Source organism: Pseudomonas nicosulfuronedens, from assembly GCF_005877905.1.
GTDB classification, from domain to species: domain Bacteria; phylum Pseudomonadota; class Gammaproteobacteria; order Pseudomonadales; family Pseudomonadaceae; genus Pseudomonas; species Pseudomonas nicosulfuronedens.
The window spans coordinates 263,222-289,336 of the sequence record NZ_SWDV01000005.1; the positions used below are offsets into that span (position 1 = coordinate 263,222).

Annotated in this window: 20 protein-coding genes; 12 read left to right on the plus strand and 8 right to left on the minus strand. The window is 67.8% G+C overall.

Annotated elements, in window-relative coordinates; genetic code table 11:
- The first annotated feature begins 82 nt into the window (after positions 1 to 82).
- From FAS41_RS07960 to FAS41_RS07975, 4 genes are all read left to right on the plus strand, one after another.
- On the plus strand, positions 83 to 616 hold the full coding sequence (locus FAS41_RS07960; RefSeq protein ID WP_138521056.1) for a sigma-70 family RNA polymerase sigma factor: 534 nt from the start codon (positions 83 to 85) through the stop codon (positions 614 to 616).
- Positions 613 to 1,587, plus strand: a complete 975-nt coding sequence (locus FAS41_RS07965) for a FecR domain-containing protein (protein ID WP_138521057.1) — start codon at positions 613 to 615, stop codon at positions 1,585 to 1,587. Before FAS41_RS07960 ends, FAS41_RS07965 begins: the two co-directional genes overlap by 4 nt.
- A 211-nt stretch (positions 1,588 to 1,798) precedes the next feature.
- Positions 1,799 to 4,339 (plus strand): TonB-dependent siderophore receptor, encoded by a 2,541-nt coding sequence (locus tag FAS41_RS07970; RefSeq protein WP_138521058.1) that lies wholly within the window; start codon positions 1,799 to 1,801, stop codon positions 4,337 to 4,339.
- A gap of 225 nt (positions 4,340 to 4,564) precedes the next feature.
- On the plus strand, positions 4,565 to 6,034 hold the full coding sequence (locus FAS41_RS07975) for a GGDEF domain-containing protein (protein ID WP_138521059.1): 1,470 nt from the start codon (positions 4,565 to 4,567) through the stop codon (positions 6,032 to 6,034).
- Here FAS41_RS07975 and FAS41_RS07980 read toward each other — a convergent pair.
- Genes FAS41_RS07980 through FAS41_RS08010 form a run of 7 tightly spaced genes read right to left on the minus strand, consistent with a single transcriptional unit; the run spans position 6,031 to position 13,660 of the window.
- A complete protein-coding gene (locus tag FAS41_RS07980) occupies positions 6,031 to 6,657 on the minus strand; it encodes a methylthioribulose 1-phosphate dehydratase (protein WP_138521060.1) in 627 nt (208 codons plus the stop codon). The genes FAS41_RS07975 and FAS41_RS07980 overlap by 4 nt on opposite strands.
- Before the next feature lie 16 nt (positions 6,658 to 6,673).
- Positions 6,674 to 7,522: an alpha/beta fold hydrolase gene (locus FAS41_RS07985; RefSeq protein WP_138521061.1), complete on the minus strand. Its 849-nt coding sequence runs from the start codon at positions 7,520 to 7,522 to the stop codon at positions 6,674 to 6,676.
- On the minus strand, positions 7,515 to 8,723 hold the full coding sequence (locus FAS41_RS07990) for an LLM class flavin-dependent oxidoreductase (protein ID WP_138521062.1): 1,209 nt from the start codon (positions 8,721 to 8,723) through the stop codon (positions 7,515 to 7,517). The genes FAS41_RS07985 and FAS41_RS07990 overlap by 8 nt, the downstream gene beginning before the upstream one ends.
- Complete coding sequence (locus FAS41_RS07995) at positions 8,720 to 10,330, minus strand: ABC transporter ATP-binding protein (RefSeq protein WP_138521063.1); 1,611 nt, start codon at positions 10,328 to 10,330, stop codon at positions 8,720 to 8,722. Before FAS41_RS07995 ends, FAS41_RS07990 begins: the two co-directional genes overlap by 4 nt.
- Positions 10,327 to 11,154 carry an ABC transporter permease gene (locus FAS41_RS08000; protein ID WP_138521064.1) on the minus strand — a complete coding sequence of 276 codons (828 nt, stop codon included), beginning with the start codon at positions 11,152 to 11,154 and terminating at the stop codon, positions 10,327 to 10,329. Before FAS41_RS08000 ends, FAS41_RS07995 begins: the two co-directional genes overlap by 4 nt.
- The gene (locus tag FAS41_RS08005; RefSeq protein WP_138521065.1) at positions 11,151 to 12,143 is read right to left on the minus strand and encodes an ABC transporter permease; all 993 of its coding nucleotides are present in this window, start codon (positions 12,141 to 12,143) and stop codon (positions 11,151 to 11,153) included. Before FAS41_RS08005 ends, FAS41_RS08000 begins: the two co-directional genes overlap by 4 nt.
- Entirely contained in the window at positions 12,140 to 13,660 is a 1,521-nt protein-coding gene (locus FAS41_RS08010; RefSeq protein ID WP_341785693.1) for an ABC transporter substrate-binding protein, read from the minus strand. Before FAS41_RS08010 ends, FAS41_RS08005 begins: the two co-directional genes overlap by 4 nt.
- Before the next feature lie 340 nt (positions 13,661 to 14,000).
- Here FAS41_RS08010 and FAS41_RS08015 point away from each other — a divergent pair, with 340 nt between their 5' ends.
- Positions 14,001 to 15,368 (plus strand): tetratricopeptide repeat protein, encoded by a 1,368-nt coding sequence (locus FAS41_RS08015; RefSeq protein ID WP_138521067.1) that lies wholly within the window; start codon positions 14,001 to 14,003, stop codon positions 15,366 to 15,368.
- Between the two features lie 317 nt (positions 15,369 to 15,685).
- Here FAS41_RS08015 and FAS41_RS08020 read toward each other — a convergent pair whose 3' ends face one another.
- Complete coding sequence (locus tag FAS41_RS08020; protein ID WP_138521068.1) at positions 15,686 to 16,684, minus strand: P1 family peptidase; 999 nt, start codon at positions 16,682 to 16,684, stop codon at positions 15,686 to 15,688.
- A 414-nt stretch (positions 16,685 to 17,098) separates the two neighbouring features.
- Between FAS41_RS08020 and FAS41_RS08025 the strand changes: the two genes are divergently transcribed.
- From FAS41_RS08025 to FAS41_RS08055, 7 genes are read left to right on the plus strand one after another with little or no spacing between them, the layout of a single operon-like run.
- The gene (locus tag FAS41_RS08025) at positions 17,099 to 19,555 is read left to right on the plus strand and encodes a TonB-dependent receptor plug domain-containing protein (RefSeq protein ID WP_138521069.1); all 2,457 of its coding nucleotides are present in this window, start codon (positions 17,099 to 17,101) and stop codon (positions 19,553 to 19,555) included.
- Between the two features lie 53 nt (positions 19,556 to 19,608).
- Positions 19,609 to 20,943 carry an LLM class flavin-dependent oxidoreductase gene (locus tag FAS41_RS08030; RefSeq protein WP_138521070.1) on the plus strand — a complete coding sequence of 445 codons (1,335 nt, stop codon included), beginning with the start codon at positions 19,609 to 19,611 and terminating at the stop codon, positions 20,941 to 20,943.
- The gene (locus FAS41_RS08035) at positions 20,940 to 21,884 is read left to right on the plus strand and encodes a 5'/3'-nucleotidase SurE (protein WP_138521071.1); all 945 of its coding nucleotides are present in this window, start codon (positions 20,940 to 20,942) and stop codon (positions 21,882 to 21,884) included. Before FAS41_RS08030 ends, FAS41_RS08035 begins: the two co-directional genes overlap by 4 nt.
- Positions 21,881 to 22,912, plus strand: coding sequence for an LLM class flavin-dependent oxidoreductase (locus tag FAS41_RS08040; RefSeq protein WP_138521072.1), 1,032 nt, complete (start codon positions 21,881 to 21,883; stop codon positions 22,910 to 22,912). The genes FAS41_RS08035 and FAS41_RS08040 overlap by 4 nt, the downstream gene beginning before the upstream one ends.
- Positions 22,909 to 23,949, plus strand: coding sequence for an LLM class flavin-dependent oxidoreductase (locus tag FAS41_RS08045; RefSeq protein WP_138521073.1), 1,041 nt, complete (start codon positions 22,909 to 22,911; stop codon positions 23,947 to 23,949). The genes FAS41_RS08040 and FAS41_RS08045 overlap by 4 nt, the downstream gene beginning before the upstream one ends.
- A complete protein-coding gene (locus FAS41_RS08050; protein WP_138521074.1) occupies positions 23,946 to 24,986 on the plus strand; it encodes an LLM class flavin-dependent oxidoreductase in 1,041 nt (346 codons plus the stop codon). Before FAS41_RS08045 ends, FAS41_RS08050 begins: the two co-directional genes overlap by 4 nt.
- Positions 24,976 to 26,115 carry an LLM class flavin-dependent oxidoreductase gene (locus tag FAS41_RS08055; RefSeq protein ID WP_138521075.1) on the plus strand — a complete coding sequence of 380 codons (1,140 nt, stop codon included), beginning with the start codon at positions 24,976 to 24,978 and terminating at the stop codon, positions 26,113 to 26,115. The genes FAS41_RS08050 and FAS41_RS08055 overlap by 11 nt, the downstream gene beginning before the upstream one ends.

Consider the following 26,115-nt stretch of genomic DNA (forward strand, 5'->3'; position numbering starts at 1 on the left):
TGCCCTGAGGATTGCTCTGAGGCCAGGCATTCGGTTATTTTGATAATAATTCGCATTTGCACGGATTCTCGCCCGGCTCCCTATGACACGACCCATTGCCTGCGCCCATCGAGCCCAAGTGGCCAGCCTCTACCGCGAGAACCACAGTTGGATCCAGCAGTGGATCAATCGCCGGCTGGGTAATGCCAGCGACGCCGCCGAGCTGGCCCAGGACGTCTTCGTGCGCCTGCTCGCGCAGCCACGCGAATTCGAGAGCGACGTGCACGCCCGCGCCTACCTGAGCCGCATCTCGCTGCACCTGTGCGTCGACTTCTGGCGCCGCAAGCAGCTGGAGAAGGCGTGGCTGGAAGCCCTGGCGCTGGTGCCGGAAAGCCATTGGCCGTCCCAGGAGCACCAGGCGATCATCCTGGAAACCCTCGGCCAGCTGCAGGACCTGCTGGAGCGTCTGCCGCCCAAGGTGGCCGCCGCCTTCAGCCTGTCGCAGCTGCACGGCATGGGCTATCGGGAAATCGCCGAGGAGCTGGGTGTCTCCGTGCGCACGGTGACCAAGTACATCGCCCAGGCCATGTTCCAGTGTGCCTTGCTCGAAGCCGAACTGGACGGAGTGCTGCAGTGAGCGCGCGTCCCGGCTTCGACCACGCCACCCTGGAAAGCGCCGCCGACTGGTTCGCGCGCCTGCAGGAATCGCCCAACGACGCCGAACTGCACGCGCAGTGGCGTCGCTGGATGGACCAGGGCGAAACACAGCGCCTGGCCTGGAGCTACATCGAGCGGATCAGCCAGCGCTTCGCCGGTATCCAGCAGCAGGGCCCCGCGGCACACAGGACACTGGCCACCCTGCGTACCGGCAAGCAGACACGCCGCCGGCTGCTCAGCCAGTTCAGCGTGCTGGCCGGTGCCGGCCTGTTCGGCTGGCTGGGCTGGCGCGCCAACCCCATCGACAGCCTGCACGCCTGGCGCGCCCAGTACCGTACCGCCGTCGGCGAACGCCGCAGCGAGCGGCTCAGCGATGGCACCCAGGTCTGGCTCAACAGCGACAGCGCGCTGGATGTCCGGTTCGACGACGCCCACCGCGAGCTGCTGCTGTACGCCGGTGAAGTACTGATCGAGACCGGCCATGGCGACAGCCGTCCCTTCCAGGTACGCACCCGTGCCGGTCTGCTGCAACCGCTGGGCACCCGCTTCAGCGTGCGCGAGCTTGGCCCGCGCGCACAGCTCAATGTTTACCAGGGCGCGGTGCGCACCACGCTACAGGACACTGGCGCAAGCCTCATCTTGCAGGCGGGCCAGGCCGTCGTCTTCGATGCCCGCGAAGCCGGTGCGATCACTCGCGCCGAATCCCGCCGCGAAGCCTGGAGCCGCGGCCTGCTGCTGGCCGAGGACATGCCGCTGGACGAGTTCATCACCGAACTGGGCGGTTACCGGCGTGGGCACCTGGGCGTCGACCCGGCCGTGGCGCACTTGCGCGTCATGGGCAGCTTCCCGCTGGCGGACACCGACCAGGCCCTGGCGCAGCTGGAGGAAGCCCTGCCGGTGCAAGTGCAGCGGCGTTTCGACTGGTGGGTAACGGTGGTTCCGCGCCGCTAGGCAACCGAGTCGAGCCCCGGTTCGCGAGCAAGCTCGCTCCTACGAAGAGCGCAACCCCAGCTGTAGGAGCGAGCTTGCTCGCGAACTGCCGACGCGTCCGCCAATTCAGGTTTCGCGCCCGAGAAAAAAGTTTTCGAGAATGGTTCCGATTTTCCGTTCTGCTTCGGATTACTAGGAAACACCCCTAATAACCGGACGCCAAGGAACCGGAATGTCACGCCAAGACCAGCACTTCCCGAGCAAAAAGCATCCCCTGTTTCTCGCCATCGCCCTGAGCCTGGCCAGCGTCGCGCCACTCGCGGTATCCCCCGCGGCCCACGCTGAACAGGCGCAGCGACAGACCTTCGACATCCCCGCCGGCCCCCTGGCCCGCCAGCTCAATGAGCTGGCTGCGCAGACCGGCCTGCTGCTGGCCGCCGACGCCGAGCTGACCCGCGACCGCCAGAGTCAGGCCGTGCGCGGCACTTTCAGCGCCGAGGAAGCGCTGGACGTGATGCTCATGGGCAGCGGCCTTGCCGCGCGACTCAGCACAACGTCGGGCAACGGCAACCGCTACCAGTTGGTGCTCATCCCGCAGGACGACGCCGCGCTGGAAATGAGCGAGACCACCATCATGGGCCAGGGCATGGGCCAGGCCACCGAGAACAGCGGCAGCTACACCCCTGGCCTGACCAGCGTCGGCTCGAAGACCCCGACCTCGCTGAAGGAAACCCCGCAGTCGGTCTCCGTCATCACCCGCCAGCTGATGGATGACCGCCAGATCGCCGACCTCAACGACGCCATGAAGGCCGTGCCGGGCATCACCACGCAGAGCAACACCTATCGCATCCAGGACTTCTACTCGCGCGGCTTCGCCATCCAGAACATCCAGCTCGACGGCGCCGCGCCGATGGCCCTGGGCACCACCGCCGGCTCGTTCTACTCCTCCAACGTCTATGACATGGCCGAGTTCGACCACGTCGAAGTGCTGCGCGGCAGCTCGGCGCTGTTCGGCGGCACCGGCGATCCCGGCGGCATCATCAACCTGGTGCGCAAGCGTCCGCTGGACACCTACCAGCTGAAGTTCAGCGCGTCCGCCGGCACCTGGGACAACTACCGCAGCGAGCTCGACGTCACCGGCCCGCTGGGCTTCGATGGCAAGCTGCGCGGGCGTGCAGTGGTGGCCTACCAGGACCGCCAGTACTTCACCGACAACCGCGCCACCGACAAGCCGATCTTCTACGGCGTGCTGGAAGCCGACGTCACCGACGACACCCTGCTCACCGCCGGGCTGCGCTTCAACAAGGTCCACGAAACCGGCACTGCCAACGCCGTGCCGCGCTACAGCAACGGCGTCGACCTCGGCCTGCCGCGCCATACCGGGCTGTCCACCACCTGGGCGTATGCCGATGGATTCTCCCGCGAATACTTCGCCAAGCTCGACCATCGCCTGAACGACGACTGGAAGCTCAACCTCAGCTACACCAACATCTACGACACCATCAACACCAACAACGCCACCACCCTGGGTTCGGTGAACCCGGTGACCGGCGCCGGTGTCACCCGCTACGGCACCTACATCACCCAGTGGAGCGAGCAGGACCTCTGGGACGCCAACGTCTCGGGCAATTTCAGCCTGTTCGGCCTGAACCACCAGCTCACCGTCGGCGGCGACTACCAGGACATCGACAGCCGCTGGCAGGGCACCCCGCGTTTTGCCAGTGCCGGCGGCGCAGTGGACGTGTTCGACCCGAACTCCACGCCCTGGAACGACCCCGGCGCACGCCCGGACTTCACCCGCAACTACAGCCCCAACAGCCAGACCCAGTACGGCCTCTACTCCAGCCTGCGCCTGCAGCTGGCCGAGCCGCTGCACCTGATCCTCGGCGCACGGGTGCAACGCTACAAGTTCGACCAGACCTACCAGACCCTGGCCAACGGCACCTGGAACACGCAGTCGCGCGTCGACATGCGCGAGCCGACCAGGACCACGCCCTTCGGCGGCATTGTCTACGACCTCACCGACGAGTGGGCCGCCTACGCCAGTTACGCGGAAATCTTCAAGCCGCAGCAGAACTACATGGCCGGCCCACTGGGCAGCGGCAGCACCCTCGACCCCATGACCGGCAAGACCTATGAAACCGGCCTGAAGGGCGAGCTGCTGGGCGGCAAGGTAAACACCAGCGTGGCGCTCTACTACACCAAGCGTGAAGACCAGGCCGTGCTGGACCCGCAGTACGACGCCACTTCCGTGCTGTTCGGCGGCAACTGCTGCTACGTCAACGGCGGCGAAGTGGTCAGCAAGGGCGTCGACATGGAGATCTCCGGCGAGTTGCTGCCGGACTGGATGGTGATGGCCAGCTATACCCTCAACCTCAACAAGAACCGCACCGTCGGCGGCGAGCTGAGCACCATCACGCCCAAGCACATGGCCAAGCTGTTCACCACCTACCGACTGCCGGGCGACTGGTCGAAATTCCGCGTCGGCGGCGGCGTCGATATCCAGAGCGCGACCAAGGTCAGCGGCACCGCCTCCTACTACGACAGCAACGGCAACGTCACGCAGGCCGACGTGCCGTTCGACTACCAGCAAAGCGGCTACGCGGTGTGGAACGCCCTGGTCGACTACCAGCTGGACGAACACTGGAACGTCGCGCTCAACGGCAACAACCTGTTCGACAAGAAGTACTACCAGACGGTCGGCACCTCGACCTACGGCAACGTCTACGGCGACCCGCGCAACTTCATGCTGACCGTGCGCGCGACCTATTGAGGAGCCAGCCTTCACCAAACCTTAATATCGCGCCGCTAGGCTGATCCCAGTCACCAAAGGTGCGTGACCCATGAATGCTGCCTGTTCCAGGCAGCATTTTTTTTGCCCGCAAATTGCTGAACGCCAGTATTGGCGCCCGGACAACCCGGTAGATTGCTGCTATATGCCTTGAGGCACGCGCTTGCTCGCGCTGCCCCAACCTGCGCCTTCGTATGGATACCGTTCATGGCGATCCACCGCTCCAGCACCATCCTGATGACCTGCCTGGGTCTGACCACAGCCATCAGCGCCCTGTCGTTATGGGCCATCCTGGAGATGCGCCACGATGCCCTGGAAGTGGCCACCGCCAACGGCCACAACATTGCCCTGCTGGTGCAACGCGATATCCAGCGCAACCTCGATCTCTACGACATGACCCTTGAGGCAGTGGTCCATGCCCATGCGCAACCCGAAGTCCGTGCGCTCTCCAGCGAAGTACGCGACTCCCTGCTCAAGGACTACACCGCGCCCACCCGCGGCATGGGCTCGGTGTTCATCACCAACGCCGAGGGCGTGGCCACCTTCAGCTTCGGCAAGGAAATCCCCGCGCGCATCGACCTCTCCGGCCGCGAGTACTTCCAGGCGCAGCGCGAGGCGAAGGGGAATTCGGTGTTCGTCAGCCACCCCTACATCCCCTACTCCAACGATGCCCGCCGCAGCATCGCCCTGAGCCGGCGCCTGGAGCGCGCGGACGGCAGCTTTGCCGGCGTGGTCGGTGCCAACCTGGAGCTGAGCTACTTCCATGAGTTGTTCAGCGGGCTCAACCTGGGTGAAGGCGGCACTGTCAGCCTGCACATGCGCGACGGTACCCTGCTGGCGCGCTGGCCCGACTCGCCGCCTGCCGGCACCCTGGCTGGAGCGCTGGAACGCCACCTGGCCAGCGGCGAGGAGAACTTCTTCGACGTCGGCAGCGATGGCAAGCGGCGCTGGCACGACTTCCGCCCGGTAGAGGGCTACCCGCTGGTGTTCAGCGTCGCCCTGCCCTCCGCGGAGATCTACGAGGACTGGTACTGGCGGGCAGGCCTGATCGGCCTGCTCGGCCTGGCGCTGGACGGCGCGGTCATCGTCCTGGCCGTCATCGCCCGCCGGCACATGCGCCGGCGCGACCGCCAGGAAGCCGAACTGCGAGTGGCGGCCAGCACCGATCCACTGACCGGCCTGAAAAACCGCCGCAGCTTCGACCTGAGAGCCGCCCACGAATGGTCGCGCTACCAGCGCAGCGGCGCCGCGCTGTCAGTAATGCTGATGGATATCGACCAGTTCAAGGCCTACAACGACCACTACGGACACCCCGCCGGCGACGCGGCGCTGAAGACCGTGGCGCAGGTGATCGCCGAATGGACGCGGCGCCCGGCCGACTTCGCGGCGCGTTTCGGCGGCGAGGAGTTCGTGGTCCTGCTGGGCGACAGCGACGAAACCAGTGCCCTCGAACTGGCCGAGCAAATCCGCTCCAGTCTGCAGGCCCTTGCCGTACCGCACCAATACGGCCCGTTGGGCGTGGTCACCTTGAGCATCGGCGTCGCCAGCACCTCGCACTTCAGCCCGGCCAACTGGGCCGAGCTGGTGCAGGCCGCCGACAGTGCGCTGTACCAGGCGAAGAATGGCGGGCGCAACCGCGTGGTGGGCTTCAATCCCCCGGCAGTCGCAGCCACCTAACCCCGCTCACCACGCAGGCTCAGCACCTTCAGTTCGCACTCGAACAAGAACTCGAAGGCCTCGACCTGGCGCAGCGCATCACTCATGCGCGCGCCCCAGGTGTACAGCCCGTGACCACGGATCAGGTAGCCAGGGCAGTCCGGATGCGCATCGAGCCAGGGCTGTACGCGGGTCGACAGGCGGGCGATGTCCTGGTCGTTGTCGAAGATCGGTACGCTGACGCGACCCTCGTGGCTGGTGACACCGGCGAAAGCCTTCTGCAATTCGTAATCCTGCAGCTCCAGCCGGTCGCCGGCAATCAGGCGCGACAGCACCGTGGCGTTCACCGAATGGGTATGCAGCACCGCGCCGATCTCCGGCCGCCAGGCATAGAGCTGGGTGTGCAGCAGGGTTTCCGCGGAGGGCTTCTTGCCGGGCTCCAGGCTGTTGCCGGCCAGGTCGGTTTCCAGCACATCGTCCTCGCCCAATTGGCCCTTGTGCTTGCCCGACACGGTGAGCAGCGCACGATCGGCGGACAGGCGCGCCGAATAGTTGCTGCTGGTCGCCGGAGACCAGCCACGACCATAGAGGAAGCGGCCGGCTTCGATGATCTGCCGGGTCAGTTGCGAGCGTGTCTCGGTCATTTCAACAAGGTCCGGATCAGGTAATGGCGAGCAGTTCGCGCAGGTGGCGGGTGACGATTTGCGGCTTCTCCAGCATCAGCTGGTGGCCACAGTTCTCCAGCACCTCGAACTGAGAATTGGGTAGCCGCTGGTGCAGCGCCTGGGCGCGCTCGGCAGGCGTCAGACCGTCGCTGTCGCCGGAGACGATCCGAACCGGCAGCAGCAGGCGATCCAGCTCCGCTTCCGGTAACCAGGAGGCCTGGCTGACCAGCGCCTTGAACACATCGAGGCGGTTGTGGCGGGTCAGCCGTTCCTCGTAGTCCACCAGTTCAGGATCGGCGCCAGCGTGCCAGGCGCGCTCACGAAAGCCCTTCGACAGGACGGGCCGGAACCACTCCAGCAGCCACGCCGGCAGCGACAGCAACCCGCCACTCCCCAACGGACGACTGAGCTGGGTGCCCAGCAGCAGCGCCGAATCGATCAGCGCGCCCTGCCCTTGCGCCTGCAAGGCCAGCAGGCTGCTGACGCTCAGGCCGGTACCGAAGGAGTGTGCCGCGAGGATGTTGCGCTCACCGGCATGGCGCCGCAGCACCGCTACCTGATCGGCCACCAGCTCGTCCCAGGCATAGTCCGTCGCGCGCCGAGGTTTGTCGCTGGCGCCATGGCCGAGCAGGTCCCAGGCCACCAGGCTGTAGCCCTCGGCTTCCAGCTCGCGCCACTGTTCGCGCCATTGGTCCTTGTTTCCGCCGCCCCCGTGGGCGAAGAACACCACGGTCTGTGGGTAGCGATGCCCCTTGCTTTGGGCCAGGCTGATGTGCCGGCCGGGGCGGATTTCCACGCGCTCGCCACGTACCCGTGGCAGTGCCTGCGTCCAGTGTTCAGCCATGTTCGGCAGTCTCCTTGCTGTGGGCCAGGCCCAGGTGATCGCGCAGCGTGCTGCCACTGTAGCGCCGGCGGAACAGGCCGCGATGCTGCAGTTCGGGCACCACCTGCGCGACGAAATCGTCGAGGCCGTCGGGCAGGTACGGCGGCATGATGTTGAAACCGTCCGCTGCGCCGGACTCGAACCACTCCTGCAACTGGTCGGCGATGTCCACGGCGGTGCCGGCGACCACACGGTGGCCACGGGCATCGGCAATGCGTTGGTAGAGCTGGCGGATGCTCAGGCCCTCGCGCCGGGCCAGTTCCAGTAACAGGTGCTGGCGGCTGACGCCGGACTCGGTGGGCGGCAGCTCCGGCAACGGGCCATCCAGCGGCAATCGCGACAGGTCGAAGCCACCGGCCACGTCCGACAGCAGCGACAACCCCACCACGGGTTGCACCAGTTCCTGCAACTGCGCGCGGCGCTCCTCGGCTTGCGCGCGACTGGCGCCGAGGATCGGCAGCACGCCGGGCATCACTTTCAGCGCGGCCGGGTCTCGGCCATGGCGCACCACGCGCTGCTTGATGTCCCGGTAGAAAGCCTGGGCGCCGGCCAGTTCCGGCTGCGCGGTGAACAGCACCTCGGCCTGTCGTGCCGCCAACTCCTTGCCAGCCTCCGAAGCACCGGCAAGCACCTGCACCGGCGCCACGCCACGGGCCCTCCAGCGCTGCCGCACGCGCTGGAGGAAGTCCTCCGCCATGCGGTAGCGACAGGCATGTTCGAAGTGTCGATCGCGGCCGAAGTTGCCGGCCTCCTCGGCGTTGCTCGAGGTCACCAGGTTCCAGCCACTGCGGCCACCGCTGAGCGCTTCGAGGGTGGCGAAGGTGTCCGCCACGGTCGCCGCGTCGTTGTAGGAAGAGGTGACGGTCGCCACCAGCCCGATATGCCGGGTGCTCACCGCGAGATGCGCCAGCAGCGTCAACGGCTCGAAATGCTCGGTGCGCGCCATGCGGCTCAGCGCCTCCAACCGACCGGGCAACATGGCCAGGGTGTCGGAGAGGAAGATCGCGTCGAAGCAGCCGCGCTCGGCAGTGCGCGCCAGGGCCCGGTAATGCTCTACATCCAGCCCGCCACCGGCGTGCGCACGGGGATGCCGCCAGCCCGCCAGGTGATGCCCGGTGGCCATGAGGAAAGCCCCCAGCGCCATCTGTCTCGGCGCCGTCATGCGGGCTCCTCCACTTCGCGCAGCGGATGCGCGGCGAGCAGCCGGCGCGTGTAGTCATGGCGCGGGGCACGCAGCACCTGTTGCGCCTCGCCCAGCTCGACAATGCGTCCGCCCTGCATGACCGCGATGCGATCACAAAGGCGTGCCGCCACCTGCAGGTCATGGGTGATGAACACCAGGCTCAGGCCCAGCTCACGCTGCAGCCTTTCCAGCAACTCCAGCACCTGCTGCTGCACCAGTGCATCCAGTGCCGATACGCACTCATCGGCGACCAGCACCTTGGGCTGCAACGCCAGCGCACGGGCGATACCGATACGCTGCCGCTGCCCACCGGAAAAGTCGCGTGGATAGCGCTCGAAGGCAGCTTCCGGCAGACCGACCTGATGCAGCAGCTCTCGGGCGCGGCGCTCCGCTTCGGCAGCAGGAACGCCATGAGCCAGCGGCCCGGCCATGATCTGCCGACCGACGCGCTGACGCGGATTGAGCGAAGCGAACGGGTCCTGGAAGATCATCTGCACCTGTTGGCGCAGCGGGCGCAGGCGGCGCTGAGACAGCGAAGCCAGGTCCTGGCCGCGCAGCAGAATGTGCCCGCCGTCCGGGCGCAGCAAGCGCACCAGCGCGCGCCCCAGAGTGGTCTTGCCCGAACCGGATTCGCCGACGATGCCCAGGCATTCGCCGGGGCGCAGGCTGAACGAGGCATCGGCCAGCGCGGTGACCCGGCGCCGGCGCCAGAGGCCCTGGCGACTGTCGTAATGCTTGCACAGACCTGCCACTTCCAGCAGTGGCGGTGCGTCCGCATCAAAACGCCGTGGACCACGCTGGCCATGATCCAACGCCGCCAGCAGCTGGCGTGTGTAGGCATGTTGCGGAGCATCCAGCACCTGCCGCAACGCGCCCTGCTCGACAACGCAGCCCTTTTCCATCACCAGCACGCGGTCGGCGATGGCCTCGACCACGGCGAAATCGTGGGTGATCAGCAGCACCGCCATGCCCTTCTCGCGACGAATGCGCCGCAGCAGATCGAGGACCTGCGCCTGGGTGCTGACATCCAGCGCCGAAGTCGGCTCGTCGGCGATCAGCAACGCCGGTTCCAGCGCCAGGGCGATGGCGATCACCACTCGCTGGCGCTGGCCGCCGGAGAGCTGGAAGGGATAGGCGTGGTAGAGCTTCTGCGGCTCCGGCAGGCCCACGTAGCCAAGCAGATCGAGCACCCGTTCACGTCGCCTGGTTGCCGATGCCACGCCGTGGGCACGCAGGCTCTCATCGATCTGCCGGCCAATGCTCAGTAGCGGGTTGAGCGCGCTCATGGGCTCCTGGAAGACCATGGCGATGTCCTTGCCGCGCAGCTCGCGCATGCCCTCTTCGCTGCGCCCGGCGAGGTCCTCGCCGCGAAAACGGATACTGCCCTCCACCGGCTTCAGGTGCGCCGGCAGCAGGCGCAGGATGGCGTTGGCGAGCATCGACTTGCCCGAGCCGGACTCACCGACCACGCAGAGCACCTCTCCGGCCGCCAGCTCGACGGACAACCCACTCACTGCACTGGCACGGTCACCGCCCGCCGGCAGGTCGATGCGCAGGTTGCGCACTTCCAGCAATGGTTCGCTCATGGGCGCCCTCCCTGGCTTCCGGTTGCCTGCACGGCTTCGCGCAGCGCCTCGCCGACTCGCTGTACGGACAGCACCGTGAGCAGGATCGCCACGCCTGGCAGCAGGCTCATCGAAGGCGCCTCGCGCAGCAGGTTGCGCGAAGCGTTGATCATGTAGCCCCAGCTCATCGCCTCCGGATCGCCCAGGCCGAGGAACGCCAGCGCGGCTTCGGTGAGGATGGCGGCGGCGAGGATGAAGGTCAGGCTCACCAGCAGTGGCGACAACGCGTTGGGCAGTATCTGCGTGAAGGCGATGCGCGACGGCGTCTGCCCCAGTACCAGCGCTGCCTGGACGAACTCGCGCTGGCGCAGGCTCTGGAATTCACTGCGCACCAGCCGCGCCACCGGCGGCCAGGCCACCAGCGCCAGGGCCAGTACCACCGAGCCCACCGAGGGCTCCATCAGCGCCACCAGCACCACCGCCAGCACCAGCTGCGGGATGATCTGGAAGCACTCGGCGACACGCATCAGCAGCTCGTCGATCCAGCCACCGAAGTAACCGGCAGTGGCGCCGATCAGCAGCGCCGGCAACAAGGTCGCCAGGGTCGCCAGCAGCCCCACGGTCAGCGAGGTGCGTGCGCCATAGAGCAGTCCGGTGGCGATATCGCGGCCGAGCATGTCAGTGCCCAGCCAGTGGCTGGCGTCACTGAACGGAGGGATCAGTGGACGCGCCAGCATTTCCCACGGCGAGGCCGAAAGCAGCCAGGGCGCCAGCAGGGCCGATACGGCCAGCAGGATCAGGAAGCCGGCGGCGAGCATGGCGCCGGGACGCAGCAGGGCGTTCATCGCACCTCCCCCGCCGCGCCGATACGCGGATCGAGCAGGCGACAGAGCAGATCGGTGAGGACGTTGAACGCCACCACCAGGCACGAGATCACCAGGAACACTCCCAGCAGCAGCGCATAGTCGCGCTGGCTCAAAGCGTCGTAGAGCAACCGGCCGATGCCCGGCCACGCATAGACCACTTCGATCAGCAACGCACCGCTGGCCAGCTGGCCCAGTTGCAGGCCGGCGAAGGTCACCACCGGTACCAGCGCGTTGCGCAGCACGTGGCCAAGCAGGATGTGCCGCTCGCGCAAGCCCTTGGCGCGCGCCAGGCGCACGTGCTCCTGGGGCAGGACGTCGAGCATGGCGCTGCGAGTCAGGTGCACGTACATGGCCAGCGACAGGAAGCTCAGCGACAGGCACGGCAACAGCAGGTGGCCAAGGCGATCCACCCACCAGTCCCAGCCGCTCAGGTCGGCGCCGACGCTCTGCATGCCGAAGGCTGGCAACCAGCCCAGCTGCACCGAGAACAGCAGCACCAGCAACAGCGCCAGCCAGAACGGCGGCGTGGCGAACAGCACCCAGACGGCGCGGCCGATGAAGCGATCCAGCCGGCCGCTGCCCTGCTGACTGCGCGCAGCGAGCACGCCGAGGGTCACGCCGAGCGTGAGCGACACGGCAAAGGCCGAGCCCATCAGCAGCAGCGTGGCCGGCAGGCGCTCGGCGATCAGTTGCCAGACGCTTTCCTGGTTGCGGTAGGAGTAGCCCAGGTCGAGATGGGCGATCTGAGCCAGGTAGCGCCACAGTTGCACCGGCAGCGGCAGGTCCAGCCCCATCTCGCCACGTAGCCGGGCGATGTAATCGGCGTCGTCACTGCCTGCCTCGCCCGCCATCAGCAGCGCGGGGTCACCCGGTGCCAGGCGCAGCAGCAGGAAAGCGCCGACCAGCACCGCGACTATCAGGGCCAGCGCGCGGCCCAGGCGCGCACTGGCGTACAGCAGCACATTCATGGTTTCGCGGGCTCCAGGTAGACCTCGGCGTAGCTGTCGTTGAGGCTGGTGGCGCTGCGGATCAGGTTGTGCACGCGCTGCTGGTAGAGCGTGGGGAAGCGCATCTCGAAGATCGGCGCAATCGGCAGGTCATCGTTGAGCTTGCGCTCCAGCTCGCCGTACACGGCCTGGCGTTCCGGCCCTTCGGGGGTGTTGGCTATGCGCTGCCAGAGCGCGTCGGCGGCGGCGTCGCTGTAGCCGGTGATGTTGGCGAATGGCGAAGTCTTGAGGATGTAATCAGTGCGGTACAGGTAGGCGGTGGTCAGGTAGGGGTCGCCGATCTGGAAGATGAAGTTGTAGGTCAGGTCGAAGTCCCAGTCGCTGGCGCGCTGGTACCAGGTCGCCGCATCGGAGGTCGCCACCTGCACCTTGATCCCCAGTGGCTGCAAGGCCTGCTTGGTGTACTCGGCGAGGCGCTCCCAGGCGCCGCCCTTCTCGCCATTGAGCAGGCGCACGCGCAACTTGCCGACGTCCACGCCGGACTCGGCGATCAGCGCCTTGGCCTTGGCCGGGTCAAAGCCGTACTGCGGCAACTGTGGGTCGTGGAAGGCACCGAGGAACGGCCCGGCAGCCACGCGACCAGTGCCGAAGAAGATGTTGTCGACAATGAACTGGCGGTTCAGCGAATAGAGGATCGCCTGGCGCACCTTGGGGTTGTCCAGCCCGGGCTTGCGGGTGTTGATCTGCAGGAAGGCCAGGCCCGGATACAGTTCGTAGCCCTTCTCCGACGCCTCGACGCCCGGCAGCTGCGACAGGCGCTTGAGGTCGGCGTAGTCGGCGTCACCACTGCGCAGCACCTGCACTTCGCCGCGCTCGAAGGCGGCCGCGCGGGCGGCGGCGTCGGGAATGACGTGATAGACGATGCCGTCCAGGTACGGCAGTCCCTTGTGCCAGTAATCCGGGTTGCGCGCCAGGCGGATGTACGCGCCACGCTTCCACTCCTGGAACACGAACGGCCCGGTGCCCACCGGCTTGAGGTTGTATGGGCTGCTGCGGTAGTCAGTGCCGGCATAAAGGTGCTTGGGCACGATGGGCCGCAGACCGCTGCCCAGCGCCGACAGCAGCGGCGAAAAGGGTTTCTTCAGCTGGAACACCACCTGATCGGCGCCCTTGGCCTGCACGCTTTGCACGTACTCGCCGAAGATGCTCGCCATGCGCTTGTCCACTTCCGGGTAGAAATCCTGGAAGCTGAACACCACGTCGTCGGCGCTGAAGGGCTGGCCGTCATGCCATTTCACGCCGGGCTGCAGGTCGAAGGTGTAGGTCAGGCCGTCCGGCGACACCGTCCAGCGGCGCGCCAGCACCGGCTGCGGCTTGAGGTCGGTATCGAAGGTGATCAGCCCTTCGAGGATCTTGCCGCCGACGTACTGGGTGGCAACGTGACTGACCACCGCGTGGGACAGCGACGGCGGTTCAGGCTGCGCCACCAGGTCGAGCTGGCCGCCACGGGTCGGCTCCGCCGAGGCAGCAGCGGCCATGCTCAGCCCGGCCGCCAACAGGCTGGCCAGCAGCCGGGCATGACGGGGGCGTCGGGGCGCGAGGCGGAGGATGGGACTGGACATGAGAGCTCCTGCAGAATCAGCGCCGCGAATCGGCTTTGCCAGGGGCTTGAGCAAGCGCTGTGCCATGGCCTTGCAGCTTTACCGCTGCGGGGCTTGCAGCGCTTCGGCGCACAACGGCTGGTGCAAATCACACAGCGTTGCCGGCGCATTGTCTGAAAAGCAGCAGCCGCCACACGATGCCCCACGTGCAACGCGGACTGCGCGACTGGCACAGGCTTTGCGACTAGCCTGCATCTTCTACTTGGAGCAGCAGCGCATGACCCAGGACTACCTCGGCAACCCCATCGACAGCGAGCGCGAAGAGACCCGCCAGGCCATCGATGATTTCACCGGCGGCGTGCTCACCTACCAGACCCGTGCGGAAAACATCCTCGTGGGCGCCGACGCAGACCCGGCCTCGGTGCTCGCCAATGCTCTCGCCGGTCTGCTGATGATGTTCGCTGAATCACCGCAGGCGCCCAGCCTCGCCGCGCGTTACCTGCAACGGGCCTGGGCAGCCGGCCCGGGCATCCCCCGCGCCGAGCGCTACACCGCCCTCCTCGCGGCCTGGAGCGCCGACGATCTGCCCGAAGCATTGCGCCTGAGCGAACAGCTGCTCGAGGAGCACCCGCGCGACCTGCTGGCCGCCAAGCTCAACCAGTACTTCGAATTCAACCGCGGCAATGCTCCGGCCATGCTGCGCATCGCCCTGAAGGCCGTGAAAGGCGCGGAGGAAGTGCCCCAGGCCTACGGCATGCTGGCCTTCGCCTACGAGCAGTGCCACCTGCTCGAGGAGGCCGAAGCGGCGGCACGCTATGCCCTGCATCTGTTGCCCAGTGAGCCCTGGGCGCAGCATGCCCTCGCCCACGTGCTGCTGACCCGTGGCCGCATCGAGGAGGGCACGCAGTTCCTCGAAGAAGCCAGCACCGGCTGGCAGGGACTCAACTCCTTCATGTACACCCACAACTGGTGGCACCTGGCGCTGTTCCACCTGGCGCGCGGCAATGATCGGCGCGTGCTGGAGATCTACGACCAGCATGTGTGGGGCATCTTCCCCGAGTATTCCCAGGACCAGATCGGCGCCGTCTCGCTGCTGGCCCGCCTGGAGTTCGCCGGCATCGACGTCGGCCCGCGCTGGGAAGCACTCCTGCCCTACCTGCGCGAACGCCGGGCGGATGTCGTGCAGCCGTTCCTCAGCCTGCAGTACCTCTACGGCCTGGCTCGCGCCGGACAGGAAGAGGCCGGTGAATTGCTGGAGGCGCTACGCCAGCAGGCGCGCTACGCTCCGGACTTCAGCCGCGCGGTATGGGCCGAAGTTACCCTGCCCGCCGCCGAAGGCCTGTACGCCCATGCCCGCGGTGAGTACGCACTTGCAGCACGGCGGTTGGGGCAAGCATTGCCGCGCCTGGGCGAGATCGGTGGCAGCCATGCCCAGCGCGATCTCTTCGCGCTGATCGAGCTGGATGCACAACTGCGCGCCGGCGACTGGCTGGCAGCGCAGCAGGCGCTGGAGCTGCGACGTCGCTACGACGCTCTGGACGTGCCCGGCAACCGTCACCTGGAGAAGGTCTATGCGGCGCTCGGATTACCCCAGGAGGCGGCGCGAGCGGCCCGGCGGGTGGCGCGGGTGCTGGGTGACCGATGACTCACCGACGACGCCCCTGTAGGAGCGGGCCATGCGCGCGATTCGCGGGCATGGCCCGCTCCTACAGGGGAGCCCGCATTCACCCGCGAGCGTAGGAGCAACTGTCTTCTTCTGAAATTCCGTGCCTACGTCTTTCCCTCTCCCCAACCCTGGCTGCGCGCCCCGCTCCGAAGGGAGAGAGAGCCGTCCGTGCCGGCTGATGGCGTGGTTTCATCCTGCTCCGAACAGTCCCCTCTCCCGCTTGCGGGAGAGGGCTAGGGAGAGGGGCTCTTGTAGGAGCGGACTCTGTCCGCGATTGTCTTCCGCCCACTGCGCCCTCAGGAGCGCGCACGTGCCAGATAGACCCCCCGAGCAATCGCCCGCGCCACGCAATCCGCTGCCGCCGAGCCGATGCGCGAAAGCTCCACCTGACGGCGCTGGCCCTCCACCAGTTCCACGTCACCCGAAGCCATGGCGAACAGGCTGTCGCCATCGAACGGCAGGTGCGCCGGGCGCACCGCACGGGCGATGCCGTCCTGGGCCATGATCGCCAGGCGCTTGCACTCGGCGGTGGTCAGCTGCGCGTTGCACGCCACCACCGCCAGCGTGGTGTTGGCTCCGGCCTGCAAACGGCCCATGGAATCCAGCCGCGACAGCTCCGGCATCGGCTCGCTGCAATCCATGCGCTGCGCAGGCACACGTCCGCCGAACTCGCCGCCCTGCTCCCAGGGCCAGGCCCAGAAGGTCTCGCCGTCGGGCATGTAGACGCTGCCGATGGGATTGGCCACCACCAGCGCACCCACCAGCAGGCCGTCGCCCAGGTCCAGCGAAGCCGAACCCAATCCACCCGGCAGCACACCGGCCATGGCACCGCGCCCGGCGCCCACTGCGCCGAGGGCGAACTCCACGTCCAGGTTGGCCAGCGCCTCGCAGCCCAGTTCGCGGTACGGCGGGTCGATGCCCCAGCCCTTGTCGCCACCATTGGCGAGGTCGTGCAGCACCGCCGCCGGCACGATGGGAATGGCCGGCGCACCGGCTTTCAGGTGCAGGCCGATATTGCGCGCCGACAGCTCCGCACTGACACCATCGGCCGCGCCCAGGCCGAACACCGAGCCACCGGAAAACACCAGTGCATGCAGCTGCCCCACCATGTTCTCCGGCTCCAGCGCGGCGGATTCGCGCCCGCCGGGGCCGCCACCACGAATGTCCACGCTGGCGGTCCACACGCCGTCCGGGCGCAGCACCGTGACGCCGGTCTGTACGCGTTCATCGGTGGCGTGGCCGACCAGCAGGCCGGGGATATCGGTGATCAGGTTGCGCGGGCCGGGTCTGGGCATGCGTGTCTCCAGGCAGATAAGTGAAAGCAGCGCCGGAGCAAGGCCTGTGCCAGCACCACGGCGAAGGCTCGAACCTGCCTGCACGCCCCTTGCTGCAAATGCAGCATCGCACCACCTCGGACCAGCGTCTTGCCAACGGCTGGATGAAAAGCAACAGCCTGGACCGGCACTGCTGCAAACCCAGCAGGAAGATTCCAGCGCCACCGGCAAACCACTGAAAGACAAGGATTTTCAAGACTGGCACAGCGCTTGCCTTGTCAGCCGGCATGAGCTTGAGCCTGCCTTCCGACTGAACGTGACCAGTCCCTCCCAGCAACAAGCCGTTCGCCAACGCGGCCCCGATGCCGTCGACACGATAACCCGCAGCGGCCACCCAGACGGGCGCCAGCCGGGAGCAAACCTTGGAGCGTAACCATGACCGCAGTCACCCGTGCCCGGAGCGCATCGACCGCCCGCACGCTGTTCACCCATAGCCTTCTGTTCCTCGCCATCGGCCAGGCCCTGCCGGCGCTCGCCGCCGACTCCACTGACAACGCCAGCAGCACCAGCAGCACCAGCAGCGACAACCGCCTGAGCACCGTGGTGGTGGTCGGCAACCGGGGCCAGGCGCGTACCCTGGCCGACAGTCCGGCACCCGTGGACGTCATCTCCAGCAAGCAACTGGAAGCCACTGGCCAGGGTGACCTGACCCGCGCGCTGAGCCGCGTGCTGCCCTCGCTGAACCTGCCGGCCTCCTCCGGCTTCGGCTCCACCTCGGTGGTCCGTCCGATCAGCCTGCGCGGCCTCAATGGCGACCAGGTGCTGGTACTGGTCAACGGCAAGCGCCGGCACAACAGCGCCCTGCTCAACAACGGCACCTACCTGAACTCCGGCTCGCAGCCGGTGGACCTGGACATGATCCCCACCGCCCTGGTGGACCACGTCGAAGTCCTGCGTGACGGCGCCTCGGCGCAATACGGCTCCGACGCCATCGGCGGGGTCATCAACGTGGTGCTCAAGCAGACCGACCATGGCGGCCGACTGGCCACCACCTATGGCCAGAACTACGAGAACGGCGACGGCGAGACCGCCCGCCAAAGCGGCAACATCGGCTTCGAACTGGGCAACGAGGGCTTCGTCAACTTCGCCCTGGACTACAAGCACCAGAACATCTCCGACCGCTCCGACAACGCGCCCTACACCGACTCCGCCGGCAACACCAGCCTGCAGCACACCTACTACGGCACCGGCCTGCCGAAGGTGGAGAACTTCAGCCTGGGCTACAACGCCGAGCTGCCGGTGAACGACGCCCTGACCCTGTACTCCTTCTCCACCTACACCAACCGCGAATCGTCCAAGCCGCTGGCGTTCCACCAGCCGGCCAGCTTCGACGGCATCCAGACGCCCTACCCCGAGGGCATCGAGGACAACCTGCGGTTCATCGAAAACGACTTCCAGGCGGCATTCGGCGGCAAGGGCGAAGCGGCCGGCTGGGACTACGACCTCTCCACCACCTACGGCCAGGACCACGCCCGCGCCACACTGACCGACACCTACAACCTCAGCTATGGCCCGGACTCGCCGACCAACGTCGACACCGGCGTGAAGACCTTCAGCCAGTGGACCAGCAACCTCGACCTGACCCGCGCCTTCGACCTCGGCCTGGCCAAGCCCACGCAGGTTTCCTGGGGCCTGGAGTACCGCTACGAGAACTACAAGATCGGCAAGGGCGAATACGCCTCCTACGGCTATGGTGACTACCAATACGGTGCCAGTGGCGCGCTGATCGCCCCTGGCACCATCTCCGGCGCGGGTACTACCCCGGCTGACGCCGCCTCCAAGGGCCGCACCAGTTACGCCGGCTACGGCGAGATCGGCCAGGACCTCACCGACAAGTGGCACGTCGACCTTGCCGGGCGCTACGAGCACTACAACGACGGCTCGGGCGTGACCACCAACGGCAAGTTCTCCACGCGCTACCAGCTGACCCCGATCCTGGCCCTGCGCGGCACCGCCAGCACCGGCTTCCGCGCGCCCTCACTGGCCCAGCAGATCTACAGCTCCACCTCGCAGAGCAGCGTCAACGGCAACCTGCTGGACTACCGCAACGTCGCGGTGGATTCGGACGTGGCCCAGGCCCTCGGCGCGTCCACGCTCAAGCCGGAGAAATCCACCAACTACAGCGTCGGCCTGACCCTGCAGCCGACCCCGGCCAGCAGCCTGACCATCGATGCGTACCAGATCAAAATCCGCGACCGCATCGCCCAGACCGGCTACCTGGGCGGCACCACTGCCATCCGCGACATCCTGGTGGACGCCGGCCTCAACCCCAACCAGTACGTCACCTACTTCACCAACGCCCTGGACACCACCACCCGTGGCGTCGACATCGTCGGCGACTACCGCCAGGAGCTGGGTGCCTACGGCAGCATCCGCTACAACGCCGGCTTCAACTGGAACACCACCGAGATCGACAAGATCCACGCCTCCTCCGTGGCCCAGGCCGCCCTCGGCGCGGACGGCGGTTACGACCGCCAGCGCCAGGGCAACCTCAAGCACGGCCAGCCGGAATCGCGCCTGCTGCTGGGCGCCGACTGGAGCATCGGCCAGTTCGACGTGAGCCTGAACCTGACCCGCTACGGCGAGTACACCCAGTACGGCACTGCCGAGGTCTACGACCGCACCTTCGACCCGCAGTGGATCACCGACCTCAACGTCGACTACCACCTGACCCGCAACCTGACGCTCACCGCCGGGGCCAACAACCTGTTCAACGTCTACCCCGACCGCACGAACCTGCCCAGCACTTCCGGCGCCTTCCCGTACGGCAACTTCTCGCCCTACGGCACCACCGGCGGCTACTGGTACACGGGCCTGGCCTACAACTTCTGACCCGGCTGATGCCAGCGGGCGCCCGTGGCGCCCGCCCCAACGGGAGACACCCCATGACCCGCCGCACCGACCAGCTCAAGCTCGGCGCCTTCCTCGCCAACAGCGGCCACCACGTCGCCGCCTGGCGCCACCCCAGGGCCCAGGCCGACGCCAGCCTGGACTTCGATTACTTCAAGCAGGTCGCACAGACCGCCGAGCGCGGTCGCTTCGACGCGCTGTTCGTCGCCGATGTGGTCGCCCTCTGGGGCCACCACCTCGACGCCCTGAGTCGCACCGCGCGTGGCGAACACTTCGAGCCGCTGACCCTGATGGCCGCGCTGGCCGCCGTCACCAGCCGCATCGGCCTGATCGCCACCGCCACCACCAGCTACAACGAGCCGTACCACATCGCCCGCAAGTTCGCCTCGCTCGACTACCTGTCCAAGGGGCGCGCCGCCTGGAACCTGGTGACCTCGGTGGTCTCCGACGAAGCCTGGAACTTCGGCCGCGAAGCGCACATCGACCACGCCGAGCGCTACCGCCGCGCCGAGGAATTCCACGACGTGGTCAAAGGCCTGTGGGACAGCTGGGAAGACGACGCCTTCCTGCGCGACAAGGACAGCGGTCAGTACTTCGACCCGGCCAAGCTGCACGTGCTCAACCACCAGGGCGAGTACTTCTCCGTGCGCGGCCCGCTCAACGTGGCGCGCCCGCCGCAGGGCCACCCGGTGCTGGTCCAGGCCGGCGCCTCGGACGCCGGCAAGGCGCTGGCCGCCCGCGTGGCGGAAGTCATCTTCGCCATGGCCGAAACCATCCCCGCCGCCCAGGCCTTCTACAACGACGTGAAGCAACGTGCCACGGCCCTGGGCCGCGACCCGGACGGCATCAAGATCCTCCCCGGCATCACGCCCTTCATCGGCCGCACCCGCGAAGAGGCCCGCGAGCTGTTCGAGGAATTCCAGAGCCTGGTGGACCCGGTGCTGGGCCTGCGCCTGCTGGCCGACACCCTCGGCGAGGACATCGACCTCTCCGCCCACGACCTCGATGGCCCGCTGCCGGAGACCCCGGTCGGCCAGCGCGGCAGCCGCCGCGACAAGGTGCTGGAACTGGCGCGCAACGAGGGCCTGACGATTCGTCAGCTGTACCTGCGCCTGGCCGGTGGCAACCCGGTGATCGGCACCGCCGAAGACATCGCCGACACCTTCGACGCCTGGTTCCAGGCTCGCGCCTGCGACGGCTTCAACGTGTTCTTCCCGTACCTGCCGGGCGGCATCGAGGTATTCGTCGACGAGGTGGTGCCGCTGCTGCAGGAGCGCGGCCTGCTGCGCCGCGAATACGAAGGCGCGACCCTGCGCGAGAACCTCGGCCTGGTGCGCCCTGCCAATCGTTTCGCCGGGAGCGCGGCATGAGGTTCGCGTCCCTGCTGCTGGCCGCCGGCTGCGCCCTCGCGCAGCCGGCGTTCGCGCTGAACATCCTGCTCAGCAACGACGACGGCTACCGCCACCCGAACATCCGCGCGCTGTACAGCGCGCTCAAGGCCGACGGGCACACCGTGCGCATCGCCGCGCCCTACAGCGACCAGAGTGCGCGCGGCGGCGCGTTCTTCTTCGGCCGCCAGACGCAGGTCGGCCATGACGACGATCCGGCCTATCCGGACAGCTACTACCTCACCACCACCGAAAAAGGCCTTTGCGAAACCGACAGCTGCGCGGGCAAACAGGTGGACATCCGTATCAGCGGCACGCCGGTGATGGCGGTGCTGCTGGGGCTGGAGAAAATCCTGCCGCACCCGGACCTGGTGATAGTCGGGCCCAATCCCGGCAACAACCTCGGCGCCCTCAACAGCGCCTCGGGCACCTTCAACGCCGCCAGCGTCGCGGTGCTCTCCGGCGTGCCCGCACTCGCCGTCAGCGCCGACCTGAAGGAACAGGACAGCCCGCGCATCGCCGCCATCGTCACCCGCCTGGTGGATGCGCTGGACCAACATCGCCTGGCGGACGGCGCGCTACTGCCCAAGGGCGTGGGCCTGAACCTCAACCTACCGCCGCTGGAGAAACTCCAGGGTGCGCGGCTGACCCGCATCGGCAGTTACGTGCCCTTCCACGCCCTCTACACCGAAGACCTCGGCAAGCTCGACGCCCAGCTGGCCGGCAAGCCGGGCATCGGCTTCGCCTGGTCGCCGCCGCCAGACGCGAGCAACGCCGAGGACGAAGCAGTGTGGGTCGCCAAGGGCTACCTCACCCTCAGCCCGTTCAATGCCCTGCCCGGCGCGCCGGCCGACAGCGAGCGTCTCGGCGCCGCGCTGACACCGCTGCTGGGGCAGGCCACTCTCACGGAGCAAAAGCCATGATCCGCCGTACTGTTCACAGCAGCTTCCGCCTGGGCTTTCTCAACCGCGTGTACGCCCCGCGGTTCGAGCCGCGCCTGTACCAGCAGACCCTGGAACTGTTCGAAGCCGCCGAGGAGCTGGGCTTCGACAGTGGCTGGCTGGCCCAGCACCACTTCGCCAGCGAGAACGGCCGCCTGCCCTCCCCGCTGGTACTGCTCAGCGCCGCGGCCGAACGCACCCGCCACATCCAGCTGGGCACCGGTATCGTCGTGCTCAACCAGGAGAACGCCCTGCGCCTGGCCGAAGATGCCTCGGTGCTCGACCTGATCAGCCAGGGCCGCCTGCAACTGGGTCTGGGCGCCGGCTTCGACCCGGATAGCTTCGCCGCCTTCGGCCAGACGCTGGAGGGCCGCCACGGGCAGTACGATGAGCGCCTGGAGCGCCTGCGCCAGGCGCTGGCCGGCGAGGCGCTGAACGCTGAAGGCCGCGTGCTGCGCCCCGCCGCCAGTGGCCTGGAGCGACGTCTGTGGGAAGCCACTTCGCGCGTCGAACAGGTCGCCGCCCGTGGCAACGGGCTGATCCTCGCCCCCAACCCCACGGCCGGTGCCGAGCCGCGCTCGCAGGTGATCGCGCGCTACCGCCGGGCCTGGAATCCCGCTCACTCGGGCACGCCTCGCGTGGCGCTGGTACGCGCCGTTTTCCCCGGAGCCGATGCAGCGGCAGACGGCTCGACCTTGCGCCAGGACATCCTCGCCTACGTCGAACGCCAGCGGCGCATCGGCATCGGCCATGCCGACCCGGCGCAGGGTTTCGAAACGGTGCTGGACAACCTCGGCGTGCTGCACGGCGACCCGGCGAAGATCGCCGAGCAGCTGCGTGCAGACACACCGCTGGGTGCCGACGACCAACTGATCGTCCAGGTGCAGACCACGTCCACCGGCTTCGCCGAAGCCCTGCGCCACCTGGAAACCGTCGCCCGCGACATCGCCCCCGCGCTAGGCTGGCAACCGCGCCAGCAGCGCGCTCGCGCACAGGAGATCCCGGCATGAGCACACTCAAGTCACGCAAGCCGTTCAAGCTCGGCTTCCTCACCCACGCCTTCGGCAACGACCCGCGCCAGGTCTACCGCAACCTGCAGGAGCAGTTCGAAGTCGCCGAGGCGCTGGGCTTCGACGGTGGCTGGATCGCCCAGCACCACCTGAGCGGCGGCTTCGGCCAGTTGCCCTCACCGCTGCTGCTGTTCGCCAACATCGCCGCGCGCACCCGGCGCATCGAGCTGGGCACGGCAGTGATCACCCTGCCACTGGAGGACTCGCTACGCCTCGCCGAGGACGCCGCCGTGCTCGACGCGCTGTCCGCCGGCCGCCTGCAACTGGGCCTGGGCAGCGGTGGCGCCAACCTGGAGATGTTCAACGCCTTCGGCCGCGACGCCCAACGCCGCCAGGACGATTTCCAGCACGCCCAGCGTGCCTTGCAGGCCGCCCTGCTCGGCGCGCCGCTGCCCGGTGAAGCGCAACTGCGCCTGCATCCACCAGCTGCCGGGCTACGGGAACGTCTGTGGCATTCCCACGGCAGCGAAAGCGGCGCGATCTATGCCGCCGAGCAAGGCAACGGCCTGCTGCTGGGCACCGCCACCCACGACCCGCTGACGGTGCAGAAACCCCTCGCTGACGCCTATCTCGGCGCCTGGCAGGATGAAACGCGCCGACCACGCGTTGGCGTGGTGCGCGCCGTGTTCCCCGCCGAGGACAAGGCACAGTCCCGCGCGGAACTGGCGCCGGACATCGAACTGCACGTGCCGCGCCTGATCCGCGAAGGGCTGATCGACGAGGCCGCCGACCTGGACAGCCATCTGCGCCTGCTCAACGTCCACCACGGCCATCCCGAGGAGGTGATCGCCAGCGTGCGCAACGACCCATCGCTGCTGCCCTACGCGGACTACTTCATCGCCGTGGTGCAGTCGGAAAGCTCCACCCAGGCGCAGGTACTGCGGCGCCTGGAGCTCCTGGCACGGGACATCGCCCCGGCGCTCGGCTGGCAACCAGGCGCAAAGCCTGGCGGGCAGCCGCTGGCGGTCGCCGGATGAGCCTGCGCTTCGCCTGGAAGCTCTGCGCCAGCGGCACCCGGCGCGGGCTGGACTGGCAGGCGCAGTCGGCGGAGTGGGTGCAACTGGCACAGGCCGTGGAATACGCCGGCTTCGACGACCTCTACCTGCCCGGCGGCCCCGGCCAGCCGGACAGCCTGATGGTTGCCGCCGCCTTGTGCGCGCATACCCGGCGGCTCGGCCTGACCCTGAGCCTGCCGGCGGAGGCCATGCTCCCGGCCGCGTTGGCGGCTACGCTGCAAAGCCTGCAGTCGCTGTCCGCCGGGCGCGTGCGCCTGCACCTGCCGGACAGCGACCGGGGCAGTCTGCGCAGGGCTTTCGGCGAGGTGCTCAACCGCGACCAACGGCATGAGCGCATCGACGAGTTCCTCGACATCCTGCAACGCCTGCTGCAAACCCCGGCCACGCCGCTGGACCACAATGGCCGCTACTTCCACCTGGAAAACGCCGGTCTCGGCCTGCGCGACCTACCGCCTTCGCCGTTGCTTCTGGATGAAACCCTGGGTGCGGAACGTATCGCCAACCGCGCTGACCTCTGCTTCGTTCAGGGCGGCGACGTCGCGCAACTGGGCGAAACCATCGCCCGCCTGAACCGGGGCGCACAGGCTGCCGGCCGCGCGTTGGGTTACATCGCCAACTTCGGCATCATCGCCCGCGACAGCGAGGAGCAGGCCTGGGACGAAGCTGCCCGGCAGGCACAGGCCTTTGCCGCACCGACCAGGGGCAAGCGTCGCCGCGCCGATGCGGGCGTGGTCGAGATGCTCGCCGAACGTGCCGAGCACCCCGCACGACGCAGCGAAATCCACCCGAACCTGTGGCTGCCCGCGCCCGCTGAGTCGCCCGTGCTGGTGGGCAGCTACTCCCAGGTCGCCAGCCGTCTGCGCGAACTGCACGGCGCCGGCCTCGACCAGATCATCCTTAACGCGCCCAACGCGGTGCGCGAGGTCCTGCGCTTCGGCGAACAGGTCCTGCCGCTGCTGCGCCCCGAAGCTGAAAAGGACACCCGGATTGGCCGCTGAACCCAAACGCCGAAGCATCGAGATCGACTGGTTCCTGCCTACCAACGGCGACGGGCACCACCTCACCAGCAGCGGCCTGCCCAAGGTCGGGCTGTTCCAGCAGGGCGAGCGCGCACCGACCCTCGACTACCTGCGCCAGGTGGTGCGCGCCGCCGAACAAGCGGCCTTCGACGGCATCATGGTGCCCACCGCCAGCGGCTTCGAAGACCCCTGGCTGATCGTCGCGCTGATGGTCCAGGAAGTACGCCGGCTGAAGTTCCTGCTGACCCTGCGTCCCGGCGTCGAGCTGCCCGCCTACACCGCGCACAAGGCCGCCACCCTGCAGCAGCTCAGCGACAACCGTCTGCTGCTGCACCTGGTCAGTGGCTCCAGCCGTTTCGAGCAGCGCGCCCTGGGCGACTTCCTCGAACACGACGAGCGCTATGCCCGCAGCGCCGAGTTCCTCGACGTGTTCCGCGCCACCTGGGCCGGGCGCGAGCACCACGGGCGGCATTACCGCACCGGCAGCCCGGTGCCCATTGCGCGCGAGGCGCTGCTGCCGCCGATCTGCTTCGGCGGCGCCTCGGACGTGGCCGAACGCATCGCCGCCAGCCACGCGCAGAGCTACCTGATGTGGGGCGAACCGCCGGCGATGATCCGCGAGCGCATCCTGCGCCTGCGCGAGCTGGCGGCGGCGCATGGCCGCGAACTGCGTTTCGGCCTGCGCCTGCACGTGTTCGCCGCCGCCGAGTCGCGGCACGCCTGGGCCCATGTCGGGCGTCTGCTGGAAGAAATCCCCCGCGACGCCATCGAGCGTGCCCAGCAGCAATTGGCGGCTTACGAGTCGGTGGGGCAATCACGGCAGATCAGCCTGACCCAGGGCCGCGCCCATGGCGTGCGCGACCTGGAAGTGTCACCCAACCTCTGGGCCGGTGTCGGCCTGGTTCGCGGTGGCGCGGGTACGGCGTTGGTGGGCAGTTACGCCGAGGTCGCCGAGCGCATCGAGGAGTATCACCAGTTGGGCGTGGATACCTTCATCCTTTCCGGCTACCCGCACCTGGAAGAGGCGATCCACCTGGGTGAGGAACTGCTGCCGCTGCTGCGTCGGGATGCTGCCGCGGCCAGCGCGCGCCAGCGCCGCCGCGACTGA

Coding starts and splice junctions, on each gene's coding strand:
- FAS41_RS07970 (WP_138521058.1), top strand. CDS start 1,799: ATGTCACGCCAAGACCAGCACTTCCCGAGCAAAAAGCATCCCCTGTTT.
- FAS41_RS07985 (WP_138521061.1), bottom strand. CDS start 7,522: ATGGCTGAACACTGGACGCAGGCACTGCCACGGGTACGTGGCGAGCGC.
- FAS41_RS08040 (WP_138521072.1), top strand. CDS start 21,881: ATGATCCGCCGTACTGTTCACAGCAGCTTCCGCCTGGGCTTTCTCAAC.
- FAS41_RS08050 (WP_138521074.1), top strand. CDS start 23,946: ATGAGCCTGCGCTTCGCCTGGAAGCTCTGCGCCAGCGGCACCCGGCGC.
- FAS41_RS08005 (WP_138521065.1), bottom strand. CDS start 12,143: ATGAATGTGCTGCTGTACGCCAGTGCGCGCCTGGGCCGCGCGCTGGCC.
- FAS41_RS08010 (WP_341785693.1), bottom strand. CDS start 13,660: ATGGCCGCTGCTGCCTCGGCGGAGCCGACCCGTGGCGGCCAGCTCGAC.
- FAS41_RS08015 (WP_138521067.1), top strand. CDS start 14,001: ATGACCCAGGACTACCTCGGCAACCCCATCGACAGCGAGCGCGAAGAG.
- FAS41_RS08035 (WP_138521071.1), top strand. CDS start 20,940: ATGAGGTTCGCGTCCCTGCTGCTGGCCGCCGGCTGCGCCCTCGCGCAG.
- FAS41_RS07975 (WP_138521059.1), top strand. CDS start 4,565: ATGGCGATCCACCGCTCCAGCACCATCCTGATGACCTGCCTGGGTCTG.
- FAS41_RS08000 (WP_138521064.1), bottom strand. CDS start 11,154: ATGAACGCCCTGCTGCGTCCCGGCGCCATGCTCGCCGCCGGCTTCCTG.
- FAS41_RS07995 (WP_138521063.1), bottom strand. CDS start 10,330: ATGAGCGAACCATTGCTGGAAGTGCGCAACCTGCGCATCGACCTGCCG.
- FAS41_RS07980 (WP_138521060.1), bottom strand. CDS start 6,657: ATGACCGAGACACGCTCGCAACTGACCCGGCAGATCATCGAAGCCGGC.
- FAS41_RS08020 (WP_138521068.1), bottom strand. CDS start 16,684: ATGCCCAGACCCGGCCCGCGCAACCTGATCACCGATATCCCCGGCCTG.
- FAS41_RS08045 (WP_138521073.1), top strand. CDS start 22,909: ATGAGCACACTCAAGTCACGCAAGCCGTTCAAGCTCGGCTTCCTCACC.
- FAS41_RS07960 (WP_138521056.1), top strand. CDS start 83: ATGACACGACCCATTGCCTGCGCCCATCGAGCCCAAGTGGCCAGCCTC.
- FAS41_RS08030 (WP_138521070.1), top strand. CDS start 19,609: ATGACCCGCCGCACCGACCAGCTCAAGCTCGGCGCCTTCCTCGCCAAC.
- FAS41_RS07990 (WP_138521062.1), bottom strand. CDS start 8,723: ATGACGGCGCCGAGACAGATGGCGCTGGGGGCTTTCCTCATGGCCACC.
- FAS41_RS08025 (WP_138521069.1), top strand. CDS start 17,099: ATGACCGCAGTCACCCGTGCCCGGAGCGCATCGACCGCCCGCACGCTG.